This is a genomic window from Xanthobacter tagetidis (genome assembly GCF_003667445.1).
Taxonomy (GTDB): Bacteria; Pseudomonadota; Alphaproteobacteria; order Rhizobiales; family Xanthobacteraceae; genus Xanthobacter; species Xanthobacter tagetidis.
Map to the genome: position 1 here is coordinate 1 of NZ_RCTF01000028.1, position 15,328 is coordinate 15,328.

General features: G+C 68.0%; 26 protein-coding genes. All 26 read left to right on the top strand.

Annotated elements, in window-relative coordinates:
- On the top strand, nucleotides 1–164 hold a 164-nt coding region (locus D9R14_RS21815), incomplete at its 5' end, for an EF-Tu C-terminal domain-related protein (RefSeq protein WP_500692518.1).
- Nucleotides 165–229: 65 nt separating this feature from the next.
- Nucleotides 230–538 carry a 30S ribosomal protein S10 gene (rpsJ, locus tag D9R14_RS21820; RefSeq protein WP_012113701.1) on the top strand — a complete coding sequence of 103 codons (309 nt, stop codon included), beginning with the start codon at nucleotides 230–232 and terminating at the stop codon, nucleotides 536–538.
- Nucleotides 539–560: 22 nt separating this feature from the next.
- On the top strand, nucleotides 561–1,286 hold the full coding sequence (gene rplC / locus D9R14_RS21825) for a 50S ribosomal protein L3 (RefSeq protein ID WP_121625622.1): 726 nt from the start codon (nucleotides 561–563) through the stop codon (nucleotides 1,284–1,286).
- Entirely contained in the window at nucleotides 1,286–1,906 is a 621-nt protein-coding gene (gene rplD / locus D9R14_RS21830; protein WP_121625625.1) for a 50S ribosomal protein L4, read from the top strand. The genes rplC and rplD overlap by 1 nt, the downstream gene beginning before the upstream one ends.
- Nucleotides 1,903–2,208 carry a 50S ribosomal protein L23 gene (locus tag D9R14_RS21835; RefSeq protein ID WP_121625627.1) on the top strand — a complete coding sequence of 102 codons (306 nt, stop codon included), beginning with the start codon at nucleotides 1,903–1,905 and terminating at the stop codon, nucleotides 2,206–2,208. Before rplD ends, D9R14_RS21835 begins: the two co-directional genes overlap by 4 nt.
- A 23-nt stretch (nucleotides 2,209–2,231) precedes the next feature.
- Nucleotides 2,232–3,065, top strand: a complete 834-nt coding sequence (gene rplB, locus D9R14_RS21840; protein WP_121625628.1) for a 50S ribosomal protein L2 — start codon at nucleotides 2,232–2,234, stop codon at nucleotides 3,063–3,065.
- An 11-nt stretch (nucleotides 3,066–3,076) separates the two neighbouring features.
- A complete protein-coding gene (rpsS, locus tag D9R14_RS21845) occupies nucleotides 3,077–3,355 on the top strand; it encodes a 30S ribosomal protein S19 (protein ID WP_121625630.1) in 279 nt (92 codons plus the stop codon).
- Between the two features lie 6 nt (nucleotides 3,356–3,361).
- Nucleotides 3,362–3,742, top strand: coding sequence for a 50S ribosomal protein L22 (rplV, locus tag D9R14_RS21850; RefSeq protein ID WP_121625632.1), 381 nt, complete (start codon nucleotides 3,362–3,364; stop codon nucleotides 3,740–3,742).
- Nucleotides 3,742–4,506: a 30S ribosomal protein S3 gene (gene rpsC, locus D9R14_RS21855; RefSeq protein ID WP_121625634.1), complete on the top strand. Its 765-nt coding sequence runs from the start codon at nucleotides 3,742–3,744 to the stop codon at nucleotides 4,504–4,506. Before rplV ends, rpsC begins: the two co-directional genes overlap by 1 nt.
- Before the next feature lie 31 nt (nucleotides 4,507–4,537).
- Nucleotides 4,538–4,951: a 50S ribosomal protein L16 gene (gene rplP, locus D9R14_RS21860; protein WP_121625636.1), complete on the top strand. Its 414-nt coding sequence runs from the start codon at nucleotides 4,538–4,540 to the stop codon at nucleotides 4,949–4,951.
- A 10-nt stretch (nucleotides 4,952–4,961) separates the two neighbouring features.
- Nucleotides 4,962–5,174, top strand: coding sequence for a 50S ribosomal protein L29 (rpmC, locus tag D9R14_RS21865; protein WP_121625638.1), 213 nt, complete (start codon nucleotides 4,962–4,964; stop codon nucleotides 5,172–5,174).
- A gap of 7 nt (nucleotides 5,175–5,181) precedes the next feature.
- Entirely contained in the window at nucleotides 5,182–5,430 is a 249-nt protein-coding gene (gene rpsQ, locus D9R14_RS21870; protein ID WP_121625639.1) for a 30S ribosomal protein S17, read from the top strand.
- 191 nt (nucleotides 5,431–5,621) lie between these two features.
- Nucleotides 5,622–5,990, top strand: a complete 369-nt coding sequence (gene rplN / locus D9R14_RS21875) for a 50S ribosomal protein L14 (RefSeq protein ID WP_121625641.1) — start codon at nucleotides 5,622–5,624, stop codon at nucleotides 5,988–5,990.
- Nucleotides 5,990–6,307, top strand: coding sequence for a 50S ribosomal protein L24 (gene rplX, locus D9R14_RS21880; protein WP_121625644.1), 318 nt, complete (start codon nucleotides 5,990–5,992; stop codon nucleotides 6,305–6,307). The genes rplN and rplX overlap by 1 nt, the downstream gene beginning before the upstream one ends.
- The gene (gene rplE / locus D9R14_RS21885; protein WP_121625646.1) at nucleotides 6,300–6,857 is read left to right on the top strand and encodes a 50S ribosomal protein L5; all 558 of its coding nucleotides are present in this window, start codon (nucleotides 6,300–6,302) and stop codon (nucleotides 6,855–6,857) included. The genes rplX and rplE overlap by 8 nt, the downstream gene beginning before the upstream one ends.
- Nucleotides 6,858–6,980: 123 nt before the next feature.
- Nucleotides 6,981–7,286, top strand: a complete 306-nt coding sequence (gene rpsN / locus D9R14_RS21890) for a 30S ribosomal protein S14 (RefSeq protein ID WP_121625648.1) — start codon at nucleotides 6,981–6,983, stop codon at nucleotides 7,284–7,286.
- 11 nt (nucleotides 7,287–7,297) lie between these two features.
- Entirely contained in the window at nucleotides 7,298–7,696 is a 399-nt protein-coding gene (gene rpsH, locus D9R14_RS21895) for a 30S ribosomal protein S8 (RefSeq protein ID WP_121625650.1), read from the top strand.
- Nucleotides 7,697–7,712: 16 nt separating this feature from the next.
- Nucleotides 7,713–8,246 carry a 50S ribosomal protein L6 gene (gene rplF / locus D9R14_RS21900; protein ID WP_121625653.1) on the top strand — a complete coding sequence of 178 codons (534 nt, stop codon included), beginning with the start codon at nucleotides 7,713–7,715 and terminating at the stop codon, nucleotides 8,244–8,246.
- Between the two features lie 12 nt (nucleotides 8,247–8,258).
- Entirely contained in the window at nucleotides 8,259–8,621 is a 363-nt protein-coding gene (rplR, locus tag D9R14_RS21905; protein WP_121625654.1) for a 50S ribosomal protein L18, read from the top strand.
- Nucleotides 8,622–8,639: 18 nt separating this feature from the next.
- Entirely contained in the window at nucleotides 8,640–9,197 is a 558-nt protein-coding gene (gene rpsE / locus D9R14_RS21910) for a 30S ribosomal protein S5 (protein WP_121625656.1), read from the top strand.
- A gap of 32 nt (nucleotides 9,198–9,229) precedes the next feature.
- Nucleotides 9,230–9,418 (top strand): 50S ribosomal protein L30, encoded by a 189-nt coding sequence (rpmD, locus tag D9R14_RS21915; RefSeq protein ID WP_121625658.1) that lies wholly within the window; start codon nucleotides 9,230–9,232, stop codon nucleotides 9,416–9,418.
- 10 nt (nucleotides 9,419–9,428) lie between these two features.
- Complete coding sequence (rplO, locus tag D9R14_RS21920; RefSeq protein WP_121625660.1) at nucleotides 9,429–9,911, top strand: 50S ribosomal protein L15; 483 nt, start codon at nucleotides 9,429–9,431, stop codon at nucleotides 9,909–9,911.
- Nucleotides 9,912–10,110: 199 nt separating this feature from the next.
- Nucleotides 10,111–11,445 (top strand): preprotein translocase subunit SecY, encoded by a 1,335-nt coding sequence (secY, locus tag D9R14_RS21925; protein WP_121625662.1) that lies wholly within the window; start codon nucleotides 10,111–10,113, stop codon nucleotides 11,443–11,445.
- 1 nt (nucleotide 11,446) lies between these two features.
- The gene (locus D9R14_RS21930) at nucleotides 11,447–12,034 is read left to right on the top strand and encodes an adenylate kinase (protein WP_121625664.1); all 588 of its coding nucleotides are present in this window, start codon (nucleotides 11,447–11,449) and stop codon (nucleotides 12,032–12,034) included.
- Between the two features lie 265 nt (nucleotides 12,035–12,299).
- Nucleotides 12,300–14,501, top strand: a complete 2,202-nt coding sequence (locus D9R14_RS21935) for an OmpA family protein (protein WP_121625666.1) — start codon at nucleotides 12,300–12,302, stop codon at nucleotides 14,499–14,501.
- Nucleotides 14,502–14,607: 106 nt separating this feature from the next.
- Nucleotides 14,608–15,267 (top strand): helix-hairpin-helix domain-containing protein, encoded by a 660-nt coding sequence (locus D9R14_RS21940; protein WP_121625668.1) that lies wholly within the window; start codon nucleotides 14,608–14,610, stop codon nucleotides 15,265–15,267.
- The last annotated feature ends 61 nt before the right edge of the window (nucleotides 15,268–15,328 follow it).

Sequence of the window (15,328 nt, forward strand, 5' to 3'; positions counted from 1 at the left end):
TGTGCACGCTGCCCGAAGGCACCGAGATGGTGATGCCGGGGGACAACGTGTCCATGGACGTGCACCTGATCGTGCCGATCGCCATGGAGGAGAAGCTGCGCTTCGCCATCCGTGAAGGCGGCCGCACCGTCGGCGCCGGCGTCGTCGCCGCCATCATCGAGTGATCAACAAGAACGAAACGCGCTGCGCACCGGCGTGCGCGTTTCCTCTTCCTGGAGCCAATTGAGCCATGAACGGCCAGAACATTCGAATTCGCCTGAAGGCGTTCGATCACCGCATCCTCGATGCGTCGACGCGCGAGATCGTCGCCACGGCCAAGCGCACGGGCGCCCAGGTGCGCGGCCCGATCCCGCTGCCCACGCGGATCGAGAAGTTCACCGTCAACCGTTCGCCTCACATCGACAAGAAGTCGCGTGAGCAGTTCGAGATGCGCACCCACAAGCGCTTGCTCGATATCGTCGATCCGACGCCCCAGACGGTGGACGCGCTGATGAAGCTCGACCTCGCCGCCGGCGTTGACGTCGAAATCAAGCTCTGACGTGGTGCGAGGAGACACGACCATGCGGTCAGGCGTCATCGCCCAGAAGGTCGGCATGACCCGCATCTTCACCGATGCCGGTGAGCACGTGCCGGTCACTGTGCTGAAAGTTGAGAGCTGCCAGGTGGTTGCCCACCGCACGCTCGACAAGAACGGTTATGTCGCGGTCCAGCTCGGAGCCGGCCGCCGCAAGCCCAAGAACGTGACCCGCGCCGAGCGCGGCCACTTCGCGGTCGCTCAGGTCGAGCCGAAGCGCAAGATGGCCGAGTTCCGCGTGCCGGAAGACGCGCTGATCCCGGTCGGCGCCGAGATCACGGCTGACCACTTCGTCGTGGGCCAGTTCGTGGACGTGACCGGCACCACCATCGGCAAGGGCTTCGCCGGCGGCATGAAGCGCCACAATTTCGGTGGTCTTCGCGCCTCGCACGGCGTCTCCATCTCGCATCGTTCGATCGGTTCGACCGGCGGCCGCCAGGACCCGGGCAAGACCTTCAAGAACAAGAAGATGCCGGGGCACATGGGCGACGTCACCGTCACCACCCAGAACCTCAAGGTGGTGATGACCGACGTCGAGCGCGGCCTGATCGCGGTCGAGGGCGCCGTTCCCGGCCACGCCGGCGGCTGGATCACCGTGCGCGACGCGGTCAAGAAGAAGCTGCCCGAGGCCGCTCCCAAGCCCGGCGCGTTCAAGCTCGCCAACGGCGCGGATGCACCCGTGGCCGAAGCTGCCGCCGAGGAGGGCGTGTGATGGAACTGACCGTCAAGACGCTCGACGGCGCTGATGCCGGCTCGGTGACGCTTGCGGACGAGATCTTCGGTCTCGAGCCGCGCGCGGACATCCTGCACCGCTGCGTGACCTGGCAGCTCTCGCGCCGCCAGGCCGGCACGCACCGCACCAAGGGCCGTTCGGAGATCAACCGCACGTCCAAGAAGATGTACAAGCAGAAGGGCACCGGCAACGCCCGCCACGGCGCGGCCTCGGCGCCGCAGTTCCGCGGCGGCGGTCGCGCCTTCGGCCCGGTGGTGCGTTCGCACGCCATCGACCTGCCGAAGAAGGTGCGCGCGCTGGCCCTGAAGCATGCGCTCTCCTCCAAGGCCAAGGCCGCCCAGCTCGTGGTGGTGGACAGCGCCTCGCTGGCCGACCCCAAGACCCAGGCGCTGAAGGACCGGCTCGCCAAGCTCGGCTGGTCCTCCGTGCTGGTGGTCGACGGCGCCCAGGTGGAGCAGAACATCGCGCTCGCGGCGCGCAACCTGCCTTATGTCGACGTGCTGCCGATCCAGGGCATCAACGTCTACGACATCCTGCGCCGCGACACCCTGGTCCTGACCAAGGCCGCCGTGGACGCGCTGGAGGCGCGCTTCAAATGAGCACGCGCAACATCGAACCGCGTCACTACGACGTCATCGTCTCCCCCGTCATCACCGAGAAGGCGACGGCGGCGAGCGAGTTCAACAAGGTCGTCTTCAACGTCGCGAAGACTGCCACCAAGCCTCAGATCAAAGAGGCGGTGGAGAAGCTCTTCGACGTGAAGGTGAAGAGCGTCAACACGCTGGTCCGCAAGGGCAAGGTGAAGATCTTCAAGGGCCGCAAGGGCGTCCAGAACGACGTCAAGAAGGCCGTGGTGACCCTCGAAGAGGGCCAGAAGATCGACATCACCACGGGCCTGTGAGCTGAAGGAAACGGAAGAAGACCATGGCGCTGAAGCATTTCAAGCCGGTCACGCCGAGCCTTCGCCAGCTCGTGATCGTGGACCGCTCCGGCCTCTACAAGGGCAAGCCGGTGAAGACCCTGACCGAGGGCAAGTCCTCCTCGGGCGGGCGCAACAACAACGGGCGCATCACGGTGCGCTTCCGTGGCGGCGGCCACAAGCAGTCGTATCGCGTCGTCGACTTCAAGCGCCTGAAGCGCGGGATGCCGGCGCTGGTGGAGCGGCTGGAGTACGATCCGAACCGGTCGGCCTTCATCGCCCTCATCAAGTATGAGGACGGCGAGCTCGCCTACATCCTGGCCCCGCAGCGCCTCGCCGTGGGCGACCAGGTGATCGCCGGCGACCAGGTGGACGTGAAGCCGGGCAATGCCGGCCCGCTGTCCTCCCTGCCGGTGGGCACGATCGTGCACAACGTGGAGATGAAGGTGGGCAAGGGCGGCCAGATCGCCCGCTCGGCCGGCACCTACGCGCAGATCGTCGGCCGCGACCAGGGCTACGTGATCGTGCGCCTCAATTCCGGCGAGCAGCGCCTCATTCTCGGCGCCTGCTACGCCACCGTGGGCGCGGTCTCGAACCCGGACCACATGAACATCTCGCTCGGCAAGGCCGGGCGCAACCGGTGGCTGGGCGTGAAGCCGCACAATCGCGGCGTGACCATGAACCCGGTCGACCATCCGCACGGCGGCGGCGAAGGCCGCACCTCGGGCGGCCGGCATCCGGTCACCCCCTGGGGCTTCCCCACCAAGGGTAAGAAGACCCGCAACAACAAGGCGACGGACAAGTTCATCGTGTCCAGCCGCCACAAGCGGAAGAAGTGAGGGCCTGAACGATGACACGCTCGGTTTGGAAGGGCCCCTTCGTCGACGGCTACCTCCTGAAGAAGGCGGAGACCGCCCAGGGGTCGGGTCGCAGGGACGTTATCAAGATCTGGAGCCGGCGCTCCACGATCCTGCCCCAGTTCGTGGGCTTAACCTTCGGCGTCTACAACGGTCACAAGCATGTGCCCGTGAATGTCACCGAGGAAATGATCGGCCAGAAGTTCGGCGAGTTCGCGCCGACCCGTACCTATTACGGGCACGCGGCCGACAAGAAGTCGAAGCGGCGGTGATCGGTCATGGGTAAGCAGGCAAAGCCCCGCGCGCTCGCGGACAACGAAGCCAAGGCGATCGCGCGCAATCTGCGCGTCTCGCCGCAGAAGCTGAACCTCGTCGCGGGCCTGATCCGCGGCAAGAAGGTGGCGACGGCGCTCGCCGATCTCGAATTCTCTCACAAGCGGATCGCCCGCGACGTGAAGAAGTGCCTCGAGAGCGCGATCGCCAACGCCGAGAACAACCACGAGCTCGACGTCGACGACCTGATCGTCGCCGAGGCGCACGTGGGCAAGGGTCTGGTGATGAAGCGGTTCTCGCCGCGGGCGCGCGGTCGCGCCTCGCGCATCGAGAAGCCCTTCTCCCACATCACCATCGTGGTGCGGGAAGTCGAGGAGCGGGCCTGATGGGTCAGAAGGTCAATCCGGTCGGGCTCCGGCTCGGCATCAACCGCACGTGGGACAGCCGCTGGTTCGCCAACAAGGGCGAATACGGCAAGCTGCTGCACGAGGACATCAAGATCCGCGAGATGCTGCTGAAGCAGCTCAAGCAGGCCGCGGTGTCCAAGGTGGTGATCGAGCGTCCGCACAAGAAGTGCCGCGTGACCATCTACTCGGCGCGTCCGGGCGTGGTCATCGGCAAGAAGGGCGCGGACATCGACAAGCTGCGTAAGAAGGTCTCCGAGATGACGGACTCGGAGGTGTTCATCAACATCGTCGAAATCCGCAAGCCCGAGACCGACGCGACGCTGGTGGCCGAGTCCATCGCCCAGCAGCTCGAGCGCCGTGTCGCCTTCCGCCGCGCCATGAAGCGCGCGGTGCAGTCGGCGATGCGCCTCGGCGCCGAGGGCATCCGCATCAACTGCTCGGGCCGTCTCGGCGGCGCTGAGATCGCGCGCCTGGAATGGTACCGCGAGGGCCGCGTCCCGCTGCACACCCTGCGCGCGGACGTGGACTACGGCACCGCCACCGCCTTCACCACGTACGGCACGTGCGGCGTGAAGGTGTGGATCTTCAAGGGCGAGATCCTCGAGCACGATCCCATGGCGCAGGACAAGCGCCAGGCCGAGCAGGAAGCCGGTCCCTCTTCGCGTCCGCAGCGGCGCGAGCGTGGCGACCGTGACCGTGGCGATCGCGGTGACCGTGGTCACGGCGACCGCGACCGCGCCTGACGGCCAGACTGGTTAAGAAGGCGATCAAGCCATGTTGCAACCCAAGCGCACCAAGTTCCGCAAGCAGTTCAAGGGACGCATCCACGGCGTCGCCAAGGGCGGCACGGAATTGAACTTCGGCGAGTTCGGCCTCAAGGCCCTCGAGCCGGAGCGGGTCACCGCCCGCCAGATCGAGGCGGCCCGCCGCGCCCTCACGCGTCACATGAAGCGTGCGGGCCGGGTGTGGATCCGCGTGTTCCCGGACGTCCCGGTGACCTCCAAGCCCACCGAAGTCCGCATGGGCAAGGGCAAGGGCGCGCCGGAATACTGGGCGGCCAAGGTCAAGCCCGGCCGCATCATGTTCGAGATCGACGGGGTGAGCGTCGAGATCGCCCGCGAGGCACTGACCCTCGCGGCGGCGAAGCTCCCCATCAAGACGCGCTTCATCCAGCGCATCGCCGAGTGAGGAGAAGCTCATGAAAGCCGAGGACGTTCGGGCCCTCAGCCCCGATCAGCTCGCCGATGAGCTGCTGAAGCTGAAGAAGGAGCAGTTCAACCTGCGCTTCCAGAAGGCGACGGGGCAGCTCGAGAACACCGCGCGCCAGCGCGAGATCCGCCGCGACATCGCGCGGATCAAGACGGTGCAGACCATTAAGCGTGCCGGTTCGCCGGCGCAGAAGGCGAAGTGAGGAAGCGATGCCGAAGCGCGTGCTCCAAGGCGTCGTGGTGAGCGACAAGACCGACAAGACCGTCGTGGTGCGTGTCGAGCGTCGTTTCACCCATCCGCTCTTGAAGAAGACCGTTCGCCGGTCCAAGAAGTATCACGCCCACGACGAAGGCAATGCCTGGAAGGTGGGGGATACGGTGTGGATCGAGGAACACCGGCCCCTGTCCAAGCTCAAGAACTGGATCGTTATCCAGGGCGAGAAGCGGGCGGAAGTCTGATAAGAGGTTCCCCGCCCGGCTGATTCGTCCGGGCGGGAGCGAAGGCCCCGGCGCCGGGTCCGTCGTCTGCATGCGCAGCCGAGTGGAGACCGCACCGCGGCAAGACCGTGTTCCGATGAGCGGCCACGGTATTTCGGGTTTGAAGGCAATGCCGGCGCGCCGGCTGAGCCGGTGACGAGAACAGGTGCGTCATGATCCAGATGCAGACCAATCTCGACGTGGCGGACAATTCCGGCGCGCGTCGCGTCATGTGCATCAAGGTGCTTGGCGGCTCCAAGCGGAAGTATGCCCATGTGGGCGACATCATCGTGGTGTCGGTCAAGGAGGCGATCCCGCGCGGCCGCGTGAAGAAGGGCGACGTGATGAAGGCCGTGGTGGTCCGCACCGCGAAGGACATCCGCCGCGTGGACGGCTCGGTGATCCGCTTCGACAAGAACGCGGCGGTCCTCATCAACAACAACAAGGAGCCGGTGGGCACCCGTATCTTCGGCCCCGTTCCGCGCGAGCTGCGCGCGAAGAACCACATGAAGATCATCTCGCTGGCGCCGGAGGTGCTGTGATGGCCGCGAAGATCAAGAAGGGCGACAAGGTCGTCGTCCTCGCCGGCCGCGACAAGGGCCGCTCCGGCGAGGTCATCAGTGTGATGCCGAAGGAGGAGCGCGCGCTCGTCCGTGGCATCAATATCGTCAAGCGTCACCAGCGCCAGACGGCGAACCAGGAGGGCGGGATCATCTCCAAGGAGGCTCCCATCCACCTGTCGAACGTCGCCATTGCCGATCCCAAGGACGGCAAGCCGACCCGCGTCGGTTTCCAGGTGCTGGATGACGGGCGCAAGGTCCGCGTGGCCAAGCGTTCCGGGGAGAAGATCGATGGCTGAGGCTGCCTACACCCCCCGGCTGCGCACCTTCTATGACGAGGTGGTGCGGCCGAAGATGATCGAAGAGTTCGGCTATAAGAACGCCCTGGAAGTGCCGACGATCGAGAAGATCGTCATCAACATGGGCGTGGGCGAAGCCACCGCGGACACCAAGAAGGCGACCACCGCCGCCGCGGACCTCGCGAAGATCGCCGGCCAGAAGCCGGTCCTGACCCGCGCCCGCCTGGCCATCTCGAACTTCAAGCTGCGCGAGAACCAGCCGGTCGGCGCGAAGGTCACCCTTCGCAAGATCCGCATGTACGAGTTCCTGGACCGCCTGGTCACCGTCGCGCTGCCGCGCGTGCGGGACTTCCGCGGCCTGAACCCCAAGAGCTTCGACGGCCGCGGCAACTTCGCCATGGGCGTCAAGGAGCACATCGTGTTCCCCGAGATCGAGTACGACAAGGTCGAGCAGGTCTGGGGCATGGACATCATCGTGTGCACCACGGCGAAGACGGACGAAGAGGCGAGGGCCCTCCTGAAGGCCTTCAACTTCCCCTTCCGTCAGTGACGGTATAGAAGGGCGGCCCTTTCCCGATGGGGAGGGCGGTTCTCGCAGAGTTCGAACGAGAGACGTGATTTTCCGGCCGTGAGGGGCTTTGGCCGCCTCAGACGCGGAGAACAGGAGCAGAAGATGGCGAAGAAGAGCGCGATCGAGACGAACGAGCGCCGCCGCAAGCTGGCCAAGGGCCATGCGGCGAAGCGCGCGCGTCTGAAGGCGATCGTGAACGACAAGTCCCTGCCGATCGAGGAGCGCTTCCAGGCGACCTTGAAGCTGGCGGAGATGCCGCGCAACGGCGCCCGCATCCGCATCCGCAACCGGTGCGAGGTGACGGGCCGTCCGCGGGCGTTCTACCGCAAGCTGAAGATGAGCCGTATTGCCCTGCGCGAGCTGGGCAACCAGGGCATGGTCCCCGGCCTCGTGAAGTCGAGCTGGTGAGGAGCTAGAAGATGGCCATCAACGATCCCATCGGCGATCTCATCACCCGCATCCGCAACGCGCAGATGCGCCGCAAGGACAAGACGCAGACCCCCGGCTCGCGCCTGCGCGCCTCGGTTCTCGACGTCCTGCGCGACGAGGGCTTCATCCGCGGCTACACCGCGACTGACCACGGCAACGGCCGTACCGAGTTCGAGATCGAGCTCAAGTATTTCGACGGCGTGCCGGTGATCCGCGAGATCTCCCGCGTGTCGAAGCCCGGCCGCCGCGTCTATGCGTCGGTCAAGAATCTTCCCCGCGTCGCCAACGGTCTCGGCATCGCGGTCGTCTCCACGCCCCAGGGCGTGATGGCCGACCACGAAGCCCGCGACAAGAACGTCGGCGGCGAAGTGCTCTGCACCGTGTTCTGAGGCGAGGGAGAACGATATGTCGAAGATCGGCAAATTGCCCGTCGCCATTCCGTCCGGCGTCACCGCGACGCTGGAGGGGCAGACGGTAAAGGTGAAGGGCCCGAAGGGCGCGCTCCAGCTCACGCTGGTCGAGGAGATCGGCGCGGACATCGAGGGCGGCGAGCTCAAGGTGTCCATGCGCGGCGAGACCCAACGCCACCGGGCCATGTGGGGCATGTCCCGCACCCTCGTGTCGAACCTGATCGAGGGCGTCACCAAGGGCTTCGAGAAGAAGCTGGAGATCACCGGCGTCGGCTACAAGGCGGCGGTCCAGGGCAAGAACCTGAACCTGTCGCTCGGCTACAGCCACGACGTGGTCTATCCGATCCCGGAAGGGATCCAGATCGTGACCCCGAAGCCCACCGAGGTGCTGATCTCCGGCATCGACCGGCAGAAGGTCGGCCAGGTGGCGGCGGAGATCCGCGAGTTCCGCGGCCCCGAGCCCTACAAGGGCAAGGGCGTCAAGTATGCTGGCGAGTTCATCTTCCGCAAGGAAGGCAAGAAGAAGTAAGGATGGCGAGCCATGGCTAAGGATCTTCAGGCGCAGGAGCGCCGCAAGGCCAAGGTGCGTCGCGCCCTCCGCGTCGCCGCGAACGGGCGTCCGCGCCTCAGCGTGCATCGCACCTCGCAGCATATCTATGCGCAGATCATCGACGACGCGAAGGGCGAGACCGTGGTCTCCGCCTCCAGCCTCGAAAAGGACCTGCGTTCGTCGCTCAAGACCGGGGCGGACACCGACGCCGCCAAGACCATCGGCAAGCTGGTGGCCGAGCGGGCTTTGGCGAAGGGCGTGTCCGAGGTCGTCTTCGACCGCGGCGCATACATCTATCATGGGCGCGTCAAGGCGCTCGCCGAAGGTGCCCGCGAGGGCGGCCTTCAGTTCTGACGCGAAGGACGAGCGAAAATGGCCCGTGATCGGGAACAGCGCCATGAGCGCGAGGACCGCGACAACACGTTCGTGGACAAGCTGGTCCACATCAACCGCGTCGCCAAGGTGGTGAAGGGCGGCCGTCGCTTCGGCTTCGCCGCGCTGGTGGTTGTGGGTGACCAGAAGGGACGCGTCGGCTTCGGCCACGGCAAGGCCCGCGAGGTGCCGGAGGCGATCCGCAAGGCGACGGAAAGCGCCAAGCGCTCGCTGATCCGCGTGCCGCTGCGGGAAGGCCGCACGCTGCACCATGACGTGCACGGCCACCACGGGGCCGGCAAGGTGATCCTGCGCGCGGCTCCGGCCGGCACGGGCATCATCGCCGGCGGCCCCATGCGCGCCGTGTTCGAGACGCTCGGCATGAACGACGTGGTGGCGAAGTCCTTCGGGTCTTCCAACCCCTACAACATGGTGCGCGCCACTTTCGATGCCCTGAAGAACCAGGACAGCCCGCGCTCGGTCGCGGCGCGCCGCGGCCTCAAGGTGTCCCAGCTCCAGTCCCGCCGCCGCGTCGAAGACGCGGAAGCGACGGACTGAGGCGCGAACCGCGAAGATCAGGAGCGCGCCACATGAGCGACAAGACCATCACCGTGGAGCAGATCGGCTCGCCGATCCGCCGCCCGTTCGACCAGGAGGCCACCTTGAAGGGCCTCAAGCTGAACAAGCGGCACCGCCGCTCCACCCTCCAGGATACTCCGGCCGTGCGCGGCATGATCGCCAAGGTCGCCCACCTCGTCCGCGTGGTCGAGGGGGAGTGAGGATCAAGCCATGAACCTCGACGAAATCAGGGACAATCCCGGCGCGCGCAAGAAGCGCATGCGCGTCGGCCGCGGCATCGGCTCGGGCAAGGGCAAGACCGCCGGGCGCGGCGTGAAGGGCCAGAAGGCCCGCACCGGCGTCGCCATCAAGGGCTTCGAGGGCGGCCAGATGCCGCTGCATCGTCGCCTGCCGAAGCGCGGCTTTACCAACATCTTCCGCCTCGACTTCGCCGAGGTCACCCTCGGCCGCATCCAGGCGGCGGTCGATGCCGGCAAGCTCGACGCCTCCAAGCCGGTCGACGCCGCGGCGCTGATCGCCTCCGGCGTCCTGCGCCGGGCCAAGGACGGCGTGCGGCTGCTCGCCACCGGCGAGATCACCGCCAAGGTGAAGGTGGAGGTGGCCTATGCCACCAAGGCCGCCACCGAGGCGGTGGAGAAGGCCGGCGGCTCGATCACCGTGCTGGCTCCGAAGGCCGAGAAGGCCGCGGACTGACGATGTGAGTTCGGACCGGGCGCCCGCGCGCCCGGTTCGCGTTTTGGTGCGCGGCGCGGCATCTCGCTCGGGCCTGTCCGGCATGGCTTGCCGGACACACTCCGGATCGATGCGCCGGCGCCGCCTTGGCACCGCAATTCCCGCCCTCATATAAGGGCTGCGCCCCTTCCTGCAGGGGCGGCCTCAAGCGGAGCAAGGCATGGTCTCGGCGGCGGAACAACTCGCGGCGAACCTCAATTTCGGCGCCCTCGGCAAGGCCGAGGAGCTGAAGAAGCGCATCTGGTTCACCCTCGGCGCGCTGCTGGTCTACCGGCTCGGCACCTACATCCCCATGCCCGGCATCAACCCCGATGCCCTCGCGGACGTGTTCAAGACCGCGAACCAGGGCATCATCGGGCTGTTCAACATGTTCTCGGGCGGCGCCGTGGAGCGCATGGCGATCTTCGCCCTGAACATCATGCCGTACATCTCGGCCTCCATCATCATCCAGCTCCTCACCAGCGTCTCGCCGACGCTGGAGGCGCTGAAGAAGGAAGGCGAGGCGGGCCGCAAGCAGCTCAACCAGTACACCCGCTACCTCACCGTCGTGCTGGCGCTGTTCCAGGCCTACGGCATCTCGGTGGGCCTGGAAGGTTCGGGCACGGTGGTGGCCGATCCCGGCTGGTTCTTCCGCATCACCACGGTCATCACGCTGACCGGCGGCACCATGTTCCTGATGTGGCTCGGCGAGCAGATCACCTCGCGCGGCATCGGCAACGGCACCTCGCTCATCATCTTCGGCGGCATCGTCGCGGAGCTGCCGGGCGCCTTCGTGCGCACCCTGGAGCTCGGCCGCGAGGGCGCCATCTCCACCGTGCTGATCCTCGCCGTGCTGGCGATGGCGGTGCTGGTGATCGCCTTCATCGTGTTCATGGAGCGCGCCCAGCGCCGGCTGCTGATCCAGTATCCCAAGCGCCAGGTGGGCAACCGGGTCTATGAGGGCCAGTCCTCGCATCTGCCGCTGAAGCTGAACACGTCGGGCGTCATCCCGCCGATCTTCGCCTCCTCGCTGCTGCTGATCCCGACCACCATCGCCAGCTTCTCGCAGGGCCAGGGGCCGGAATGGCTGCAGACCATCACGACCCATCTCGGCCACGGGCGCCCGCTCTACATGGTGCTCTATGTGGCGCTGATCGTATTCTTCTGCTTCTTCTACACCGCGATCGTGTTCAATCCGAGCGAGACCGCGGACAACCTGAAGAAGCACGGCGGCTTCATCCCGGGCATCCGTCCCGGCGAGCGCACCGCCGAATACATCGACTACGTCCTCACCCGCATCACCGTGGTGGGCGCGGCCTACATTGCGGCGGTTTGCCTCTTCCCCGAACTGCTGATTTCCTATGCGTCGGTTCCGTTCTATTTCGGTGGGACGTCGCTGCTCATCGTGGTCAGCGTGACCATGGATACGGTGTCCCAGATCCAGGGACATCTCTTGGCCCACCAGTACGAAGGACTGGTCAAGAAGGCCAAGCTGCGCGGGGGGAGGAGGAAATAAGATGAGGCTGGTGCTGCTGGGACCGCCCGGAGCCGGCAAGGGGACGCAGGCGCAACGGCTGGTGAACCGTCACGGTATCGTTCAGCTCTCCACCGGGGACATGCTCCGCGCCGCCGTCGCGGCGGGCACGCCGGTGGGGTTGAAGGCCAAGGCGGTGATGGAATCGGGCGGCCTCGTCTCGGACGACATCGTCATCGGCATCATCGCCGAGCGCATCGAGGCGCCTGACGCCCGCAACGGCTTCATCCTCGACGGCTTTCCGCGCACCGTGGCGCAGGCCGAGGCGCTCGACCGGCTTCTGGCCGAGAAGGGCCTCAAGCTCGACGCGGTGATCGAGCTGGTGGTCGACCAGCAGAAGCTGGTGGGCCGCATCCTCAACCGCGCCGCCGAGGCGAAGGCCAAGGGCGAGCCCGTGCGCAAGGACGACGACCCGGAGGTCTTCAAGGCCCGCCTCGACGCCTACAACCGGGACACCGCCGTGGTGTCGCCCTATTACAGCGCCCGCGGACAGCTGAAGCAGATCGACGGCATGCAGCCGATCGACGAGGTCACGCGCGCCATCGACGGCATCCTGGCCGAGACGGCGTGAACGCGCGCGCCGGCCGCCCCGGCGCCCTGGCGTTTTTTTTCGGCGGAGGATGCGACGCTCCCGGCGTTCCATCCTCCGCCGTTTTTGCTTGTAGCCAAAGGTTTTCGCCGCGTCGCGCCGCGCCGCGCGGCGGCGCCGGCCTGGTCTTCGGCCGGCCGCTGCGTCTTTCGGAGCGTGACCGAAATATGCTCAATTGGCGCCATCACCCTCCTGGAGGTTGAGGCAGGCCGGCGCCCGGCGGGGCGGCGGATGGAGGCAGCGGCGCATGGTTGAGAACGCACCCGGCACGGTCTCGAAAAAGGAGCAGGGCGGCATGCGGCGGCCGGGCCGGTGGCGGCCGGCCGTGCTGCTGCTCGGGCTCGCCGGCCTCGCGCTGCTCGGCCTCGCCACCATCGCCACCGCCCAGCGCCCGGTGGAGGACGACCTCGCCGCGCGGGCCTTCTCCGTGCTCGTGCGCAGCGGCGAATCCTGGGCCTCCGTCGCGTTCGAGGGGCGGGATGCGACGCTCACCGGCGAATCCCTCGCCGAGGAGGCGCGCACCAAGGTCCGCACCTCGCTCGCCGACCTGTTCGGCGTGCGGGTGGTGAAGGACGAGACCACGCTTTTGCCGGAGCGGCGCCCCTTCACCTTCAGCGCGGTGAAGAGCGGCAAGGCGCTGGCGCTCAATGGCTACGTGCCGTCCAAGGAGGCGCTCCAGCGCATCGTCGCGGCCGCCCGCGCCACCGGCGCCACCGTCGCCGGGGAGGACCGCCTGGTGCGGGCGCGCGGCGCGCCGCCCGGCGACTTCGCCGCGCTCGCCACCTTCGCCATCACCCAGCTCGATCGGCTGCCGTCCGGCCGCATCACCCTGTCCGACGGCGCGCTCGCCATGGAGGGCCGCGCCGCCGACCTCGCCAATTACGAGGCGCTGAGAGCCACCATGAACGGGCCGCTGCCGCCGGGCATGACGCTGGCGCGCTTCGCCGTGCGCCCGCCGGTGGCCTCGCCCTTCCTGTTCATCGCCACGCGCGACGGCGGCACCGTCCGCCTGTCCGGCTACGTGCCCTCGGACGATGCGCGCGCCGAGGCGCTGCGCGCCCTGCGCGGGCTGCTGCCGGGTGTCGACATCCGCGACGAGACCCACCTCGCGGACGGCGCGCCGGCGACCGAGCTTTGGCTGCGGGCGGTGCGGCTCGCCGGCCGCGCGCTCGCCGTCGTGCCGAACGGACGGGTGGGGCTCGCCGACAGCACCATCACCATCGAGGCCGCGGCGCCCGACTTCGTCGCCTATGACGTGCTCACGGGCCTCAGGCGCACGCCGCCGGAAGGCTTCCAGATCATCCGCTTCGCGGTGGAGCCGCCGCGCGTGTCGCCCTTCGCCTGGAAGCTGACGCGCCTGCCGGACAAGGTGGTGCTCTCGGGCTACGCGCCCTCCGAGGAGGCGCGCCGGCTGCTGCTCGATGCCGTCCGGGGCGCGCTTCAGGGCTCCGGCGTGGTGGACGAGATGCGGCTCGCCTCGGGAGGGCCCAGCCCCGAGGCATGGTCCGCCGCCTCCAGCTTCGCCGTGGCGCAACTCGCCAAGCTGCGCACCGGCTTCGCGGACATCGGCGGCGCGCGCGTGGTGCTCTCGGGCGAGGCGCTCGATTCGGCCTCTTACGGCCTGCTGATGCAGGCGGTCGCCCAGCCGCCTGCTGGCCTGAGCGTGGATGCGAGCGCCGTGCGTCCGCCGACCATCTCGCCATATGTGTTGGCGGTGCAGCGCGAGGGTGACACGCTGACCCTGTCCGGATTCTATCCGGACGAGGCCGCGCACCAGGCGCTGCGCACGAGCCTGGAGCGCGACTTCCTGAAGGAGAAGCTCACCGACGTCTCCGCCATCGGCGGCGGCGCGCCCAAGGGGTTCCTGGCGGCCGCCCAGGCCGGCCTGTCGCAGCTCGCGCGCCTCGGCTCCGGGGAAATGCGCCTCACCGATGCCCAGATGCGCCTTTCCGGCACCACCCTGCGCCCGGGCGCGGACGCCGAGATCGCCGCCGAGCTGGCCCGGCGCCTGACGCCGCCTTTCACCGTGGAGACGGCATTGGCGCCCGCGCCGGCGGGACCGCCCGCCACGGCGCCGGAATGCCAGAAGTCGGTCAACGACCTGCTGGTTCGGGCCACCATCCTGTTCGATTCCGGCAGCCAGCGCATCGACCGCCGCAGCCTCGGCCTGCTCGACCGGCTGGCCTTCGCGCTGGCGCGCTGCCCCGGCACGGTGGTCGAGGTGACGGGGCACACGGATTCCGACGGCGATGCCGCGTTCAACCAGCGCCTATCGCAGGCGCGGGCCGACGCGGTCGTGCTCTATCTCGCCGACGCCGGCATCCTCCACGAGCGCCTCTCGGCGACCGGCTACGGCACCTCGCAGCCGGTCGCGCCCAACGACACCGAGGCGGGCAAGGCGCTGAACCGGCGCATCGAGATCGCGGTGAAGGAGGGCGCCTCGCAATGATCTATCTCGCGCTTGCGCTCTGGCCCTATCTTCTCTGCGCGCTGATCCTCGGCCTTCTCACCGGCTACTATGCGCGCCGGCCGCTGCCGGGGCGGGGAGGGCGGCCATGACGGCCTTTGCCATCGAGACCCTGCTGCTGCTGGCACTGGTGTTCGCCATCGGCTTCGCCATCGGCCTCTATCTGCGCGCGCGCCGGACCCGGGCCGCGGCCGAGCGGGGGGAGGCAGCGCTGGCTGTCCCGCCGGCGGCCCTGCTCGCCACCGAAGCCGATCGTGGCGCCACGCCTGCGCCTGAAGCCAAGGCGCCCCCCGATGACGTCGCGCCCGTCCCTTCCGCCTCAGCGGAGCCGCCCGCCGGGCCTCTGCCTGCCGTTCAGGGCGAACTGCTGCTCGGCGCGTCCGCGCCTCTCCCAGCGCCGCTCGCCAAGCCCGCGCCAAAGCCTCAGGCGAAGCCCGCCATCAGGGGCGACGCGGAGGCGGACCATCCCGGCCAGCGTCCGCCGGCGCTGGAGGCGCCTGAGGCGGGCAGCGACGACCTCAAGCTCATCAAGGGCATCGGCCCCCAGAATGAGGCGCGGCTCCATGCGCTGGGCATCCACCGGCTGTCGCAGATCGCCGAATGGTCCGCGGACGAGGCTTTGTGGGTCGGCTCCTATCTCGCCTTTCCCGGGCGCATCGAGCGCGAGGACTGGATCGGCCAGGCGAAGGCGCTGATCGCCGGCACGAAGCCGGAGGATCTGCGCCTGCCGCCGCGCCGCCCCGGCTGAGGGACCCCGAACCGACCTTGCCCTGAAACGGCATCGGCCGCCCGAAGGCGGCCGATGAAGC